General features: G+C 29.5%; 16 protein-coding genes and 1 pseudogene. 10 read left to right on the top strand and 7 right to left on the bottom strand.

Annotated features, from left to right (window positions below; all coding sequences use genetic code 11):
• Window positions 1-5: 5 nt before the first annotated feature.
• Entirely contained in the window at window positions 6-1313 is a 1308-nt protein-coding gene (locus GQS58_RS12640) for an MFS transporter (RefSeq protein WP_166386435.1), read from the bottom strand.
• Between the two features lie 99 nt (window positions 1314-1412).
• Window positions 1413-2216, bottom strand: a complete 804-nt coding sequence (locus GQS58_RS12635) for a M48 family metallopeptidase (protein ID WP_166386433.1) — start codon at window positions 2214-2216, stop codon at window positions 1413-1415.
• A gap of 185 nt (window positions 2217-2401) precedes the next feature.
• Here GQS58_RS12635 and msrB point away from each other — a divergent pair, with 185 nt between their 5' ends.
• The 10 genes and pseudogenes from msrB (at window position 2402) to folD (ending at window position 11295) form a co-directional block, all read left to right on the top strand.
• Window positions 2402-2878, top strand: coding sequence for a peptide-methionine (R)-S-oxide reductase MsrB (msrB, locus tag GQS58_RS12630; protein ID WP_166386431.1), 477 nt, complete (start codon window positions 2402-2404; stop codon window positions 2876-2878).
• 100 nt (window positions 2879-2978) lie between these two features.
• Window positions 2979-3506, top strand: coding sequence for a T9SS type A sorting domain-containing protein (locus GQS58_RS12625; RefSeq protein WP_166386429.1), 528 nt, complete (start codon window positions 2979-2981; stop codon window positions 3504-3506).
• A 3-nt stretch (window positions 3507-3509) separates the two neighbouring features.
• A complete protein-coding gene (locus tag GQS58_RS12620; RefSeq protein ID WP_166386427.1) occupies window positions 3510-4193 on the top strand; it encodes a hypothetical protein in 684 nt (227 codons plus the stop codon).
• Window positions 4194-4197: 4 nt separating this feature from the next.
• Window positions 4198-5346, top strand: coding sequence for a hypothetical protein (locus tag GQS58_RS12615; RefSeq protein WP_166386425.1), 1149 nt, complete (start codon window positions 4198-4200; stop codon window positions 5344-5346).
• Window positions 5347-5429: 83 nt separating this feature from the next.
• Complete coding sequence (locus tag GQS58_RS12610) at window positions 5430-6128, top strand: hypothetical protein (RefSeq protein WP_166386423.1); 699 nt, start codon at window positions 5430-5432, stop codon at window positions 6126-6128.
• 180 nt (window positions 6129-6308) lie between these two features.
• Complete coding sequence (locus GQS58_RS12605) at window positions 6309-7637, top strand: hypothetical protein (protein ID WP_166386421.1); 1329 nt, start codon at window positions 6309-6311, stop codon at window positions 7635-7637.
• Between the two features lie 191 nt (window positions 7638-7828).
• Complete coding sequence (locus GQS58_RS12600) at window positions 7829-8371, top strand: DinB family protein (protein ID WP_166386419.1); 543 nt, start codon at window positions 7829-7831, stop codon at window positions 8369-8371.
• A 228-nt stretch (window positions 8372-8599) separates the two neighbouring features.
• Window positions 8600-9928 (top strand): signal recognition particle protein, encoded by a 1329-nt coding sequence (gene ffh, locus GQS58_RS12595; protein WP_166386417.1) that lies wholly within the window; start codon window positions 8600-8602, stop codon window positions 9926-9928.
• 41 nt (window positions 9929-9969) lie between these two features.
• Window positions 9970-10341, top strand: a pseudogene (locus GQS58_RS12590) (four helix bundle protein).
• Window positions 10342-10419: 78 nt separating this feature from the next.
• On the top strand, window positions 10420-11295 hold the full coding sequence (folD, locus tag GQS58_RS12585; protein ID WP_166386415.1) for a bifunctional methylenetetrahydrofolate dehydrogenase/methenyltetrahydrofolate cyclohydrolase FolD: 876 nt from the start codon (window positions 10420-10422) through the stop codon (window positions 11293-11295).
• A gap of 67 nt (window positions 11296-11362) precedes the next feature.
• On the opposite strand, the gene GQS58_RS12580 is transcribed toward folD, so the two are convergent.
• The 5 genes from GQS58_RS12580 to GQS58_RS12560 all read right to left on the bottom strand — a co-directional run bounded on the left by GQS58_RS12580 (window position 11363) and on the right by GQS58_RS12560 (window position 16864).
• Window positions 11363-12379, bottom strand: a complete 1017-nt coding sequence (locus tag GQS58_RS12580) for an AI-2E family transporter (RefSeq protein ID WP_166386413.1) — start codon at window positions 12377-12379, stop codon at window positions 11363-11365.
• A gap of 80 nt (window positions 12380-12459) precedes the next feature.
• A complete protein-coding gene (locus GQS58_RS12575) occupies window positions 12460-12828 on the bottom strand; it encodes a cupin domain-containing protein (protein ID WP_166386411.1) in 369 nt (122 codons plus the stop codon).
• A 218-nt stretch (window positions 12829-13046) separates the two neighbouring features.
• Window positions 13047-13613, bottom strand: a complete 567-nt coding sequence (locus GQS58_RS12570) for a hypothetical protein (RefSeq protein WP_166386409.1) — start codon at window positions 13611-13613, stop codon at window positions 13047-13049.
• Window positions 13614-13653: 40 nt separating this feature from the next.
• Window positions 13654-15225: a helicase HerA-like domain-containing protein gene (locus GQS58_RS12565; RefSeq protein WP_166386407.1), complete on the bottom strand. Its 1572-nt coding sequence runs from the start codon at window positions 15223-15225 to the stop codon at window positions 13654-13656.
• Between the two features lie 70 nt (window positions 15226-15295).
• Window positions 15296-16864, bottom strand: a complete 1569-nt coding sequence (locus tag GQS58_RS12560) for a hypothetical protein (RefSeq protein WP_166386405.1) — start codon at window positions 16862-16864, stop codon at window positions 15296-15298.
• Window positions 16865-17036 lie beyond the last annotated feature (172 nt).

The raw sequence follows: 17036 nt of genomic DNA, 5'->3' as shown, positions 1-17036 counted from the left end.
TTTTTTTATTTCACATATTTTGTTTTCTTAATCCTACTTAAAGAAATAAAAGCAGCTAGAAAGAAAACGGCTAATGCCAATACACTAGACTGTATTGATATCATTGAATTTAAGATTCCGAAAGTTACCATACCTACTACTAAGGCTATTTTTTCTGTCACATCAAAAAAGCTAAAATAAGATGCATTATCTTCTGTTTTTGGTAGCATTTTTGAGTATGTAGATCTTGCTAAAGACTGTATAGCTCCCATTACCAAACCTATTAAGGCTCCTAAAATATAAAAGTACATTTCTATATTCGGAGTGTCTTTAGTTAAGTTAAAACCTATAAAACAAACCAACCCCCAAATAGCAATGGTAATTTTTAATGTTTTTATATTCCCTATTTTATTTGACAATCTAGAAAATAAAAAAGCGCCTATAATTCCTACAAACTGAACTAATAAAATAGTTGCAATTAAGTTTAAAGTTTCTAAACCTAAAATAGTCCCAAAAATACCTGCCATTAATATAATCGTTTGCACGCCGATACTCCATAAAAAGAATGAAATTAAAAATATCTTTAATTCTCTGTATGCAAATAATTCTTTAGCAACTTTTTTTATCTCTTTTAATCCTTTCGCAAAATAATTGTCTTTAGGTATTTCTTTTTTCTCTTCGTTTGGCAATTTAGCATAGGTTATTTGTGCAAAACCAAGCCACCACAAACCTACTAAGACAAAAGATAATTGTGAGCCAAATTGTTTATCATAAAAACCAAAAACTTTAGTTTCTATTAAAACTAAGCACAAAAGCAATAATAAAATAGAGCCCAAATACCCTAACATAAACCCTTTTGCACTTGCATTGTCTTGTTGTTCTGGTAAAGCTACCTCTGGTAAATAGGCGTTGTAAAACACTATACTTCCCCAGAAACCAATACTTGCTAAAATGGTAAAAAGGATTCCCACCCAAAGCGTTTCTTTTCCTGTAAAAAAGAATAAACACATTACAGAGAGCGCACCTAATAAACAAAAACCTTTTAAAAATTTCTTTTTATTACCAGCATAATCTGCAATACCAGAAAGCATTGGCGAAATAAAAGCTACCACTAAAAATGAAAAAGCCATTGCATAATTATACAAGGTTGTCGGATTCCAAAGTGTGCCTAAAAAAGTAATTTTTCCTGCTGCATTTGCAAAACCTTCCGAAGCGGTTAAGCCTGCATAATAAATAGGAAAAATAGCGGTACTAATTACTAAAGAATATACTGAATTTGCCCAATCATAAAAAGCCCAAGCATTGATTAATTTTTTATCTCCAATTTTTAACATAAAATCTATTTTATAAAAAAACCGTTCAAAAAAATATCTTTTTTTGAACGGTTACAATATAGGAAATCTATTTGTTTCCTTATTTTTTATTTATACCTTTTACTTGGCATTATACTCTGCAGCATATTTTTTAGCCGTTGGTAAATAATTTCTTAAATCTTGTATTCTAGACTCATTAGAAGGGTGTGTACTTAAAATTTCTGGTTGAGAACTTCCGTTAGATAAATTACTCATTCTTACCCAAACCTCAGCAGCTTCTGTACCATCATAACCTGCCATAATCATAAAAACCAAACCTAATCTGTCTGCTTCTTGTTCATGAACTCTACTGTATTTTAACATTCCTAAACCAGTAGTAACACCAAATGCAGTATTCCATAATTGTTGAGATTCTTCACTTTTACCAGAAGTACCCAATGCTACGGCAACACCACCTAATTGTTGTAATTGTCCTTGAGACATTCTTTCTTGTCCGTGTTTTGCAAAAGCATGCGCAACCTCATGCCCCATTACTGCTGCAACTCCGTTTTCATTTGCACAAATTGGCATAATACCCGTATAAAAAACAACTTTCCCTCCTGGCATACACCAAGCATTTACAGTTTTATCATCTACTAAATTAAATTCCCATCTATAAGAATCTGCTTCTGAGCTCATATTATTTGCTCGCATAAAACGATCTACTGCTGCAGCAATATTTTTACCAACATTTTTAATTTGGTTAGACATTGCAGTATTTGTAGATAATTTATTTTCTTCTAAAAAAGTACTGTATTGGGCAAAACTAGTAGGTAACACTTGTGCATCACTTACAAAGTTAACACGACTTCTCCCCGTAATTGGTACGGTACTACATTCTACAAAAAGTAAAACTGTTAAAACTAAAACTGCTATTTTTTTCATCTATTTATTTTTATGATCACTAATTATTAAGACACATCTATTTCTAAATTGTCACTACAAGGTAATTCTTTATAATTCTATAAAATTACATATTCTATCTTTATCAAAAAAATAATTTATTGCTGAAAGTTAAATCTGTAATTTTCTGATAAAATTTTCGTCTAAAATAAAAACATTTAAAAATTATGAAAAATATATTCTCCTTGCTAGTTGTAATTTTAATGATTAGCTGTAGTAGTAAAGCACAGACTCCATCCAAAGAAAAAAACACATACACTATTGAAAAAACAAATGCTGAATGGAAAAAAGAATTGACAGCTAAACAGTACTATATATTGCGAGAAGCGGGTACAGAAAGACCTTTTTCTAGCTCTTTTAACAAAAACAAAGCAAAAGGAACTTACGTTTGTGCTGCTTGTAAAACACCTCTATATAAATCTGAATACAAATATGATTCTGGTTCTGGTTGGCCTGCATTTGACAGAGCAATAACGAAAAATGTAGAGTTAGATGTAGATTATAAAATAGGGTATGCAAGAACAGAATTAAAATGTAATACATGTGGTGGCCACTTAGGACATTCTTTTGATGATGGCCCAAAAAACACTACTGGAAAACGTCATTGTATTAATGGTGATGCTTTAGAATTTATTGCTAACTAATCAATAGAAATAAATAAAATACTTTATTTTTAGTTAATTTCTTGTTAATAATGCATATATTTAAAAAAATAACTCCATTATAATTAAAAAGAAATTTTCATTGATTAAAGAATCACTTTTAATAATACTTGTTTTATTTGTATTTGAAGCTTATTCTCAACAGACAAAACGAACTCTTTTAAATTCTACAATATCTACTGTAGGTAGCAATTCTGTACAATCTATTTCTAAAAATAAAATAAGGTACCAAATTGCGCAAAGCATTGGTCAATCTAGTATTATTGGCACAAAAAGTACTAGTAAAATAAATGTTCAACAAGGGTTTTTAAATAATAGTAAAATATTTAACATCAATAATTCTAACTTAGATATTATTGATGAATCTCTTAGACTTGTAATTTCTCCAAATCCTTTTATAGAATTTATAACACTTAACTTCTCTAAAGAAACTAAGCATAAAATTCATATACGAATTTATGACATCAATCGTAAAATCATCTTTACAAAAGAATACACCCCTACAGACAATTTACTTATCCCCCTTAAACATTATAGTATAGGAACTTATATTATACGCATACAAAGTGGCACTAGTACATTTACAGAAAAGCTTCTAAAAACAGAATAAGAGATGTTGAAAAATATCTCACATATTATAATTATAACTGTTATATTTATTTTCATAAATTATACAACAGAAGCACAACAGGTCTATATTGAAACTGGTTTTGAAAATGCCTATTTTAAAAATTATGTAAATAATTTAGGTAATAACTCTTTAGATTTAAGTTATTCAAAAGCACAAGATTTTTTTATGGAAGGTGGTTTTAGGTTTAAATTATATGAAGAAAGATATACTTGGGATTTAGGTCTCGGATACAACAAATATAAAATTAACATTGGTTATTATTCAGGTAATATTAGCATACCAGCAACCTATGATTTAAGTTATATAACCTTAAAAGCAGGCGCTAATTTTGCTATTGTTAATGAAAGACGATTAAAAGTACAAATACACGCACATGTTTCTTACGATTGGCTTATTGCTGGAGCAAGGACCTCTAAAGACAATACAGTTAATTTATACAAGGAAAATACATTCGACAAAAATCTACTTAGAATACACAGAGGAATAAGTGTAGAGTATGTTATTCATGATAATCTATCTACCTATATAAAATATAATGTAGCCGATAGTTTTAAAGAAAAAAGCCAAGACAGTAATATAGAAGAATCATATTCATTTCACACCAAGGCATTTTCGTTCGGATTGTTATTCTATATTTTAAGATTAAACAATAGAAGACGATTCTAAAAACATGAAATTTTCGCATAAAACACTGCTTATTTTACTTTTATTAGCCAGCACTTTTGTGTTTGGTCAAACACCAGGTTTTAATTATCAGGCGCTAATTTTAAATACTAAAGAAATTCAGATTCCTGGAACAGATGTATTAGAGAACCAGGTTCCTTTAGGTCTAGAAGAAATTGCTTTGCGTTTTACAATAACAAATAAAGCAGGTACAGAATACATAGAAGAACATACAATTAATACAGATGAAAACGGAATGGTTTCCGTTATTATAGGTGAAGGAACCCCCATTAACAATACTTTTTATGATATTAATTGGGATGGAAAATTAAAATATTTAAATGTTGAATTAAATATTTTGAACAATAACGATGGTTTTGTCTTTTTAGACAGTCAGAAGATACTATACATACCTCAACCTGAAAATGGAAACGGAAATAGAAATGGAAACATAAAAATAGTAAACTCTTTAGGAGACTTATCTCCTCCTTTTCAATTGGGAGATATTATTTGGCTTACAAATTATGGTATAAATAACACCCCATCATTAATGATTTGGGATGACACAAAATGGATTCCTATTAATGATGATTTTGATCCTACAAATGAATTTGGACTTATAGTAGTAAATAATGATAGCTTTAGAGATATACAATTTAAAGATCCTGTAACTGGAGATCAAGTGTGGAACCAGACTTGTAAATGTATTGAAATATTTGATGGAACTCATTGGGTATCTTCTAAAAACACCGAGGCAATAAATGGACTTTATACAAATGGTGATAACATAAAACTAGGGGGCATTTTAATTGAACCGACTATAATTACTACAGATGTAAGTAACACATTTGCCATTGCAGGGTTATTAGAAAGTACAAATACCGAAGATAAAATAATTGTAATAGATAAAAGTACCGGTGTCTTAAGACAAAAACCTACTTCTACTTTCCTTCAAAAAAAACAAGTAGTTATAATTGCTTATGAAGGACAAATTGATTTTACTACTCCCCTAAACATTACAAATACGGATAAAATAGACGTTTATAGAAATGGTGTTCGTATCAATTTTACAGCAATTAATACTACTACTATAAAATTAGAACGAGAAGCAAAATGCTACCAAGACGATAAAATTAGAATAGTACAATTCTATTAAATGATAATAAAAACTAAAAGCCTGTGAATAAAAACAAATGAAAATGAAAACGTAAAAAACTAAATCAATTAAAAATGAAAACTATGAAAAGAAATTATTTAAAATTAACAGTATTAAGCCTTATAATAATGATAAGCACTGCAATAAACGCGCAAAGAACGAATACATCAACAAATGCTGCTACAGATTTTACAAAACAAGCAAATACTGTTTTAGGTGAAGCTGGCGGTTCTATTAAAGTGATTGATAATAAAGGTACAATTAAGTATTTACAATCTAGTAATGGCGTAACAATGTTTACTGATACCGCACCCAATGGAGGTATAATTACCACCTGGCAATTAGGAGGCACTTTAACTGATGATACTTATATTGATGCATCTGGAGCTATTTTTGCAATTACAGGAATTGATGGAATTGATGCTACGGCCGGAGATGCCGAAAACTCTGCTGCTACTGCTTTTGATACCACTGGGTACTCATTATTAGTTAGGGATGAAGCTAGTGGCGAAACAAAAAAACTTTTATTGACAAACTTTATTGACGTTCTATGGGATGAAACAGAATTAACTGCAGATGTAACAACCGATTTTACTGTGGATGCTATTGGTATGTTAGCAACTACAAACGTTAATCGTGTATCTGTTTATAGAAATGGGGCTAAATTAAGATCTGGTACAGATTATACAATTACAACAGTTAATGAAGTCAACATAGTTGTCGCTGCATTAGGTGGTGCTGCTTATACTGGAGATGTTTTTGAAGTACACTTTATTAAATAAATAGCATATTTAAAATTATGACTTGTAAATTACAGGTCATAATTTTACTTTTCTTAAAATAATTCTAGTCGTTTATAAAAGAATTAGTTCTCTTAACTTTAAAATTATTTTTTATCAATAAAAATGCACAAATTTCTAAAACTACATATTATATCTTTTTTACTACTGCTAGTAAATTGTATGTATACACAAGAAATTCGTGTTATAAATAGTAAAGGTACCATACTGAATGTAAGAAATAATACAGTTACAACCTCTAATACGGGTAATCTAAATCCAGTAGAAAACGATATTTGGTTTGATACCTCCTCCTCACCCACTACTATTAAAATTTATAACGGAACTACTTGGGTAAAACTATCTCCAACAGCTACCGAAGGATCTATATTTTTTGGAAGTGTAACAGGTGAACTAACAGAAGATAATTCTCAATTATTCTGGGATAATATCAATAATAGATTGGGTATAGGAACAAGTTCTCCAACCAATAAACTTCATGTTACAGGGGCCATGAGAACGGAAGGCATTTTAAACTCTGATGGCACTTTAGGTAGACCATCATATAGATTTAAAAATGATACAGATACAGGAATGTACAGCCCTGTCGCAGATGAAATTAGCTTTTCAGTTGGTGGTATTGAAGCTCTAAACATAGATGAAATATCTAATAATACTACTGTAACAATAAAACAGACATTAAAATTAAATGGTCATATTCTAGATGAAAATAATTCTGCAGGAAATACTGGACAAATTTTATCTGCAACCACTACTGGTACAGGTTGGGTAAATTCTTCAACTATAAATACGGATACTCAAAAAATTGATATTTATACTTTAAATGCAGATGGTAAAAATTTAGAAATTTCATTAGAAAACGATGCAGAAATAGCAAAACAAACCAATTTATCTGCGTTAATAATTACAGGAGATGTTTCCGGAACTTTGGCTGCAGCAACCGTTAAAAAAATACAAAGCATAGATGTTTCCAACATAAATCCAATAGACGGACAAACTTTAGTTTATGATAGTACAATTTCTAAATATATTCCTAAAACAACTTTTACACCTACAGTAAGCGAATGTTACCCAAATGCAATACAAACAGTTGCAGAATCTTCCAATTTTACAACCATCAACTTTCAATCTCAAGATTTTACTCCCAACTCTTCAGACTACACTAATACTTCAGATGGTATTATTGTACTTAAAGCAGGACGTTATAAAATTACTTACAGAATTACATCCGAAGTAATAAATAATGTTCGAGTTGGAGGAGAATTTCAACTTATAAAAAATACAATATCAGTAAATAACACAAAATCTTATAGCTATCAAAATAGTAGTTTGGTGAATAAAAGTACTGTAATGATGGTGAAAATTTTAGATTTACTTAAAAATGATAAAATTGGAGTTGAAGGTAGAGTTTTCGAGAGTGATAGAGGAATTCCAGATAGTTTAACTATAATACCCTCTGGAACTATGTTAACTATTGAAAAAATTAATTAAGATAAGTAGTTCATTAAATCGATTATGTTTAAAAAAGTAATATGTCTGTTTGAGTTGAATAGTATTGTATAAAAAATAGCACTTGCTGAAAAAAAACAACTATTTACAATTAAACAATGCTATAAAGACATATTTAGTCTTAACAATTAGTAACGTATTTTTTTGTATCTTACTTTCTTAATCTATTATTAATGGAAAAAGAGGCAATTGCAGATTTATTAGAAGAAAAATACACCGATTTATTTAAATGGTTAGAAAAGGAACCCAATGATAACTGGGAAAAAGGACCTGATGGTAAATGGACCGTTGGCCAGCAAATACAGCATTTAGTAGACAGTTTACAACTTTTAAACAATGCCTTAAGTTATCCTCGATTTTTTTTAAAATATAAATTTGGATTGTGTAATAGAAAGCCTAGAAATTATAAAACGATTGTAAATAAGTACCATCAAAAATTACTAGAAAATAACGATAAAACTAAAGCATATAACCAAAAGGTAAAAAAGCCATTATTAAAAGATAGAGAACGTCTATTAACTAGACTACAAATACAGAGTAAAAAACTACAATATAAAATTAAAAAAATTAGTGATGTTAATTTAGACACATTGGTACTTCCGCATCCTTTAATGGGAAAAATGACGATTAGAGAAATTATTATGTGGACGGCATATCACACAGAACATCATACAGAAACATTAATAATGACTTATAGTGAAGAGTTTTATTGCTAAACTTACTTAGTTCTAAATTACTCAATTTTACTTAGTGATAAAATCATCGATTTTAAAATTATATTATTACATAATTTAATTAGAAACTTCGTTGTTACTTTACATATTTTCTTTTAATTGATATTAAATCCACTAATAAGTATCTTTAAATACATATTTTCTAATTCTGATTCAATAAAAAACTATTCTAATTCATATATTTGTATTTCCTAAAAAAGAAGACGAATTATGTTTAATAATTTAAGCGATAAATTAGATAAAGCTTTACACACCTTAAAAGGTCATGGTAAAATTACAGAGGTTAATGTTGCAGAAACATTAAAAGAAGTTAGAAGAGCATTATTAGATGCCGATGTAAACTTTAAAATAGCCAAAGAATTTACCAAAAGAGTTCAAACCAAAGCATTAGGTCAAGACGTATTAACAACGTTAAACCCAGGGCAATTAATGGTAAAGTTAGTTAAAGATGAACTAACAAACTTAATGGGTGGAGAAACTGTAGGTGTTAATTTAGGGGGTTCGCCAACTGTAATTTTAATGTCTGGTTTACAAGGTTCTGGTAAAACTACTTTTTCAGGAAAATTAGCAAACTTTCTTAAAGATAAAAAATCTAAACAAGTTTTATTAGTTGGTTGTGATGTGTATAGACCTGCAGCAATAAATCAATTACAAGTTGTTGGAGAACAAATAGGAGTAGAGGTTTATGCAGAAGTTGGTAACAACAACCCTGTAGAAATTTCTCAAAACGCTATAAAGCATGCAAAAGCTACGGGTAAAAATGTAGTTATTATTGATACCGCTGGTCGTTTAGCTGTAGATACAGAAATGATGAATGAAATTTCTAACATTCATAAAGCTGTAAATCCACAAGAAACTTTATTTGTGGTAGATTCTATGACAGGTCAAGATGCTGTAAATACTGCAAAAGCCTTTAATGATATCTTAAATTTTGATGGAGTTGTTCTTACAAAATTAGATGGAGATACTCGTGGTGGAGCAGCACTATCTATTAAGTCTGTTGTTGATAAACCAATTAAATTTATTGGTACTGGAGAAAAAATGGATGCAATAGATGTATTCCATCCAGATAGAATGGCAGATCGTATTTTAGGGATGGGAGATGTTGTGTCTTTAGTAGAAAGAGCGCAAGACCAATACGACGAAGAAGAAGCTAGAAAATTACAGAAAAAGATTGCTAAAAATCAATTTGGTTTTGATGACTTTTTAAGTCAGATTCAACAAATCAAAAAAATGGGTAGCATGAAAGATTTAGTAGGTATGATTCCTGGAGCTGGTAAAGCAATGAAAGATGTAGATATTGATGATGATGCTTTTAAAGGTATTGAAGCAATTATTCATTCTATGACACCAGAAGAAAGAAGCACACCAACAACTATAAATGCCAGTAGAAAAAAGAGAATTGCAAAAGGATCTGGAACTTCTGTTAATGAAGTAAACCAATTAATGAAGCAATTTAACCAAATGAGCAAAATGATGAAGATGATGCAAGGTGGCGGCGGCAAAAAGATGATGCAAATGATGCAAGGAATGAAGTAAGTTTCTAGTCTCAGTTTTCAGTAACAGTTCAAACTAAAATTATGGATTTTAAAGAATTATTGGCTTATAAAAAGGCATTTAATTTATCAATGAAAATCTTTGAATTGTCTAAATCTTTTCCAAAAGAAGAAAAATATTCATTAACAGATCAAATAAGAAGAAGTTCACGTTCTGTTTGTGCAAATATTGCTGAAGCCTATAGAAAAAGAAGATATCCAAAACATTTTATAAGTAAATTGACAGATTCTGATGGTTAAAATTCAGAAACAAATACTTGGTTAGATTTTGCATTGGCTTGTAAATATATTTCCGATAATGATTACAATAATTTTTCTAATCAAAGTAAAGAAATAGGGAAATTAATAAATTATATGATTAATAATCCAGATAAAATTGGAGTTAAAATTAATTAAATTAAAGAAAATAAATATTTGCCGTTAAATTTACAGCGTACAAACTGTGACTGAAAACTGCGACTGAATACTGAAAATATGATTTTATTAGACGGAAAAAAAACATCTGCAGATATTAAAGAAGAAATTGCTTTAGAGGTAAGAGATTTAAAAAGTAAAGGAGCTGAGACGCCACATTTAGCAGCAATAATCGTTGGAGACGATGGTGCAAGTATTACGTATGTAAATGCTAAAGTAAAAGCTTGTGAGCTTGTTGGTTTCGAATCTACTTTAATTAGATTACCAGAAGATACTACCGAAGAAGATTTATTAAATGAAATTGCAATTTTAAATATTGATAAAGACATTGATGGTTTTATAGTACAACTTCCTTTGCCTAAACATATAGATGAACAAAAAATATTAATGGCTATAGATCCTGATAAGGATGTAGACGGATTTCATCCAACGAACGTTGGAAAAATGGCTTTAAACTTACCTACTTTTATCTCTGCAACTCCTTTCGGAATTTTAGAGTTATTAGAAAGATATAAGGTTGAAACTTCTGGAAAACATGTGGTCGTTTTAGGTAGAAGTCATATTGTTGGTAGCCCAATGAGTATTTTATTATCGCAAAAAAGAAAGGTTGGTAATGCAACCGTAACGATGTGCCATAGTAGAACTAAAAACTTAAAAGAAATAACTTTACAAGCAGATATTATTATTGCTGCAATTGGTATTCCAGAGTTTTTAAAAGCAGATATGGTAAAAGACCATGTTACGGTAATAGATGTTGGTATTACTCGTTTAGAAGATGCAACTAAAAAAAGCGGATTTAAATTAGTTGGTGATGTCGCTTTTGATGAAGTTGCTAAAAAATCTGATTTTATTACTCCTGTTCCTGGAGGAGTTGGTCCAATGACTATTGCCATGTTATTAAAAAACACTTTACTAGCTTGCCAAAGAAAAAGCTAATTTTTCATAGAACATAAAAAAAGCGATGCATTAAATGCATCGCTTTTTTTATGTCTTATATATTCTATTAAATATTGTTTTCGGCAAATTCTTTTCTATAAATTTTTACAATCACTAAAAATAGACTGATTAATAATGGTCCAAAAATTAAACCAATAAACCCGAATAAAGGTACCCCAACAATAACACCAATTAAGGTAATTAAAGGATGTACATCATCTAATTTTTTTAAAACCAAAAGCCTTATAATATTATCTGTAGAGCCTACTACTACTATTCCATAAATTAAAATTCCCCATGCAGCAAATCCATCTCCAGAAGCTAACGTTAAAATAAAAACGGGTAAAATACCAACAAAAGTTCCTATAAAAGGAATCATAGAACCTACGGTAACAATGGTAAACCAAAAGAATGGGTTATTTATATCGAAAATTAGAAAACCTATTAATGCAATAATACCTTGTGCAATAGCTACTAAAGGAATTCCTATGGTATTAGAACGAACCATAGACTGTGCTTCTGCTCCTATTACTTTTAAATTTACTTCATTTATTGGTAGGTACCTATATAAAGATTTTCTTAATATCTTTTCATTTACCAACATAAAGTATAGTATAAAATACATTAACCCAATAGATATAAATATATTAAATGTACTCCCTACAAAACCTTGTAAGTTATCGGTTATCCAACCAGAAACCTCAGCGGCATCTATACTGTCTGTAAAATTATAACCTACTTTACCTTCTAAAGAAGTCATTTGTGTTTTTAATTTTTTTATAACTTCTTCAGAATTGCCTACTACACCACTCACTTTATTAGCCAACATTAGTAAAATACCAGAAATTGGTAAGAGTATCCCTATAAAGGAAACTAGTATTAAAAAGGCTGCAGCAAGATTAGGTTTCCAATTTTTATTTACTAAAAAAAGCATCGCTTTTCTTAATAACACAAAAATGGTTACAGCTCCTAAAACACCTGATAAATAAGGCATTAATTCCCTGAAAATTAAAATCAAAATAAATAAAATAAGAAATAAAACAAAAATCTGTCTTATTATTCTTGGTGCAATAGTATCTTTCATATTTAGTAGTTTCTCGCAATTTAAAAATAATATAATGCTAATATTATAACAATCAATTTAGAAAGTATCGCAAATGTAATTTATGCTTCTTCTCTATGTACCAAATCTACAGCAAAAGCAGGCAAACAAATTGCCATATACTCACAGGGTTCTATAAATGGGTTTGAATATTGTACTCTAGTATTTTTTTCTATTTTAATAGATTCTCCAGCAGATAATACAACCGTGTCACCATCAATAATAAATTGTTTTTTTCCTTTAATGATATAAGTATATTCATCAAATTCTGGTTTTTGAAAAGGTTCACTCCAACCAGAAGGAGCAATCATGTGCGCCAAACTTAGTTGAGCATTTCCATCGGTTGCTTGTCCGAAATGTTCTCCTATTACTTTACCGTCTGTAGTTGGAACTATAAAAGGTGATTTTTGAATGGTATATTTTTTATTCATAAATATTAGTTTTACAAAAGTGATTAAAACGGTATCTTATTAATATAAAAACACCTACTTAATAAATATAACAAAATATTATTTATTAAACAGGTGTTTTTTTAATATCAGTTTATTTCTATATAAAAAGATATTGCCTTTAGATTTTGCTCAAGATAAATTTGAAGCACAGTTTTGTTAAAAAAATTAAACGGACAAAATTTGCCCTAAAATTAGATTTAATTAAACCAAACGATAAATGATTTCATTTTTGCTAAATCTGGAATTTGCTCTTTCGTTACCTTTTGAGTTGAAAAGTTTTTTAATCCTAATTCTTCTTTATCTATAACTATAGTTGTATTTAAGTCGTTTAAAAAAAGCGTTGCAGAAGTTAAAGTAGTCTCTATTCTGTTAATATTGTTATTAGCATTTATTTCTGAAAAACTAGATTTTAAATTAATACCAGAAGCTGTAGTATAACGTACATCATTAATCTCTATACTTTTTATGGTAGATGTAGAGTCTAATTGTTCTTTTGGTAAAATGGTAAGTAATAGCTTCCCTCCTTTTTCAAAAATAAAATATTCATCATCATCTTGAAAATAATTATCGCCTTGTGCCCCTTCACTTAAACTCTTTACAATAGAATCATTTTTAAAAATAGAACTTAAATCTTTAATTGTGGTGGTAGTTGTAAGCTCACCAACTTTACCTTTTTCTATTTTAAATTTACTATTATTATCACAGCTAATTACAAATAGTGAAAATGCGATTACAATAATTGGTAAGATATTTTTTTTAATCATTATATTGAATTTGTTATTTAAAGATTCTTTTTATTTGTTGTTATTTTAATACTTTTCTTAAGATACCAAAGGCTGCTCTAATAAAAGTAGCACTAGTTAATACTTTTATTAATGGGTTTTGTGCCGTACTTCTGCGCCTGGTAGTGCTTCTAGAAGCTCTTTCTTCTCTTATTCTTTCCTTCTCTTTTTCTTTTGCTAATTTTTCTCTTTCTTTTTCATCCGCTTCTACTTGTATCGCTTTTGCTTCTGCAATATTAACCTTTTCTATCTTTTCATTCAATAATTCGTAGGCACTTTCTCTGTCTAAATTTTCATTGTATTTATAGAAAAGTCGCGAGTTGTTAATTACACTCTTTAACTCTTTATCAGACAAAATATCCATTCTACTCATTGGCGCGCATAGCATGGTTCTTGCCAAAGGTGTTGGAATTCCTTTTTCGTTTAAAACGGATACAAATGCTTCTCCAATTCCTAATTGCGTTAACACTTCTTTGGTATCATAATATTCTGAAGAAGGATAATTTTCTGCGGCTAACTTAATGGCTTTTCGGTCTTTTGCCGTAAAAGCTCTTAACGCATGTTGAATTTTTAAACCCAATTGTGCTAAAATATCTTCTGGTACATCTTTTGGATTCTGAGTTACAAAATACAATCCGATTCCTTTAGAACGAATTAATTTTACAATACTTTCTATCTGATTTAATAAAGCCTTAGAAGCTTCTTCAAATACCAAATGTGCTTCATCAATAAAAATAATCAACTCTGGTTTGTCACTATCTCCTTGCTCTGGGAAAGTTTCATAGACCTCAGCTAATAATTGTAACATAAATGTAGAAAACAACTTTGGTTTATCTTGAATATCTGTTAAACGCAATACCGAAATAATTCCTTTTCCGTCTTCATCTACTCTTGTTAAATCTTCTACTTCAAAAGATCTTTCGCCAAAGAATAAATCTCCGCCTTGTTGTTCTATTTCTACTATTTTACGCAAAATTGCACCTGTAGAAGATGATGAAATTCGCCCATATTCTGCTTGAATTTCTTCTTTCCCTTCGTTAGTTACATATTGTAATACTTTTTTAAAATCTTTTATCTCTAAAAGCGCAAACTTATTATCGTCGCAATATTTAAAAATGATGGCAACAATGCCGCTTTGTGTTTCTGTTAAATCTAAAATTCTTGATAATAAAACAGGTCCGAATTCTGAAATTGTAGCACGCATTCTTGTCCCGTCTTGTTCAGAGATGGTTAAAACTTCTATAGGAAATTTTTGTGCCGTAAACGGAAATCCAATTTTTGCATGACGTTCGTCTATTTTTGCGTGTCCTGGGCTTGGTTGTGCCAAACCAGAAAGATCTCCTTTTATGTCCATTAACAAAACAGGAACTCCTTTTTCTGATAGGTTTTCTGCTAAAACTTGTAATGTTTTTGTTTTTCCTGTACCTGTTGCACCGGCAATTAAACCGTGTCTGTTTAAAGTTTTAAGCGGAATTTTTACAATAGCATCTGTTATGGTTTCTTCTCCCAACATTGCAGCACCTAGTGCTATAAAATCGCCTTTGGTTTTGTAACCGTTATTAATGTATTCGAAAAATTCTTCTTTCTGACTCATCTAAAACTAAATTTTGATAAAAATAATCAAACTTTAATTGTTGTGAAATTATTTAAAGATTTTGTTTTACTTATTTGATAATTTCTACAAACATATCTGCTACATTGCCATTATAACCATCATAATAAGAATTTCTAGGAAAACCAGAAGACAGACTAATGATGTTTCCAAAATTATCTTCTACAATGTATAGCGGAAATCCTTTTGTGGGAATTGTTCTAAAATTATTATTTAAAATACTATAAACTATAACTTCCTTTTTGAAATTTTTATAATTGTCATAAACTTCTGGATCATTGTTTGTACCGTAAATTTCAGTCCCATTTTTACTAAAATTTGATGTAACTATTGGAGTAGAATAAGTCACCGTTTTAGAAAAATCATCTAAAGAATAAACGGTATTTCTTTTTTTGTTAAGCAAATAAGAACTTGTTGTATTTACTATTACATCACTATTGTATTTAAAGCTTAAAGGAATTTCTTTTATTCCATTATTGGTAATTTCTCCTGCATTACTAATGCTATAATGTATTGCTCTGCCTTCGTTATTATGACTTAATAAGAAGTTGTTTTTATCTAATTTTGTAATTTCATAATTCTGACCTCCTTGATGATCAGGAAAATGTGGTTTTTCATCAATTTGTACAAATTGATCTCCATTTCTTTTGTAAGTAAAAACATCATCACTGTCAGATAAAACCCAAATATTATCATCAAAATACTCAAAACTATCCATAGAAGAATAAGATGCATTTAATGAGTGTTTGAAAATTAAGGTTTCTGCATCATAAATAAACAATTCATTACTTTGAGAAAAAACTAGTTCTTTTCCATTTTCTGAAGTAATTAATTTCATTTCCACTTCTGTGTACGACGTTGGTAGTTTAAAAGCTTCTGCAGTTATTTCTTGCTTGATATAATCATATTTTACCAATCTTGGCTCGTTTTTGGTATTTCTTAAATAAAAGAAAAAAGATTGACCTTCCGGATCAAAACTTACATATTTAATATAATCAGCGTCTAGCAATTCTGGTCTTGTAAAAGCTGTTTTCACAACTGACTTCTCATCATTTAAGTTACTAATATTCCCAAAAATATTGTACACATAAATAGAGTAAATAGGGTTGTTTACATACGGTGGATTCGTATCTATAAAAGTTGTGGTATTGATATCTGTAATAATTTTAACGCTTTCTATATTAGGTGCCCAATTTTCATTCTGATCTTGCACTCTTATCTCATAATGAGAAAAATAATAACCCGAATATTTTTCCCAAGATAAAGAAACCTCATTCTCAATTACTTCTGCATTTTTAAAAAGAACATTTTCTGGAAATATAAATTCAGGGTTTATATATCTAGGATCACTTTCTCCCAAAAGACCTTTGTTTGTATAAATTTTTAAGAAATAACACGCTTCGCTATTAGGCAAAGGTTCTTCATCTATAAAAGTATTTAAATTTACATCTGTAATTGTCTTTAATAAAGTAGCTGAATCTATATTACAATCTTTACCACTTCTATAAATCTCGTACTTTTCAAACATATTGTATCCGTCATAAGCGTCCCAACCAAATTCTATGTGATTTTCAAAAGGCGCCTCTTCCTTTTTTTGAAAAGTACTTGTATATAAGTCCATTTCATTTGGAGGTAAATACCTGTAAGCTGTAAAAGTAAATTCCTCTTTAATAGCGTCTCCATCTATGTCTACACTGGCAATGAAAACAAAATTATCTTTGCTTAAGTTTACAATTTTTATAATATCCGAATTGCTATTATCGATAGTACTTAACGTAATTATGCCGTTATTT

It is taken from the genome of Polaribacter sp. 11A2H, assembly GCF_011379025.1.
Taxonomy (GTDB): domain Bacteria; phylum Bacteroidota; class Bacteroidia; order Flavobacteriales; family Flavobacteriaceae; genus Polaribacter.
The sequence above is the reverse complement of the archived record's forward strand: the minus strand, read 5'-3'. Positions and strand labels throughout refer to the sequence as shown.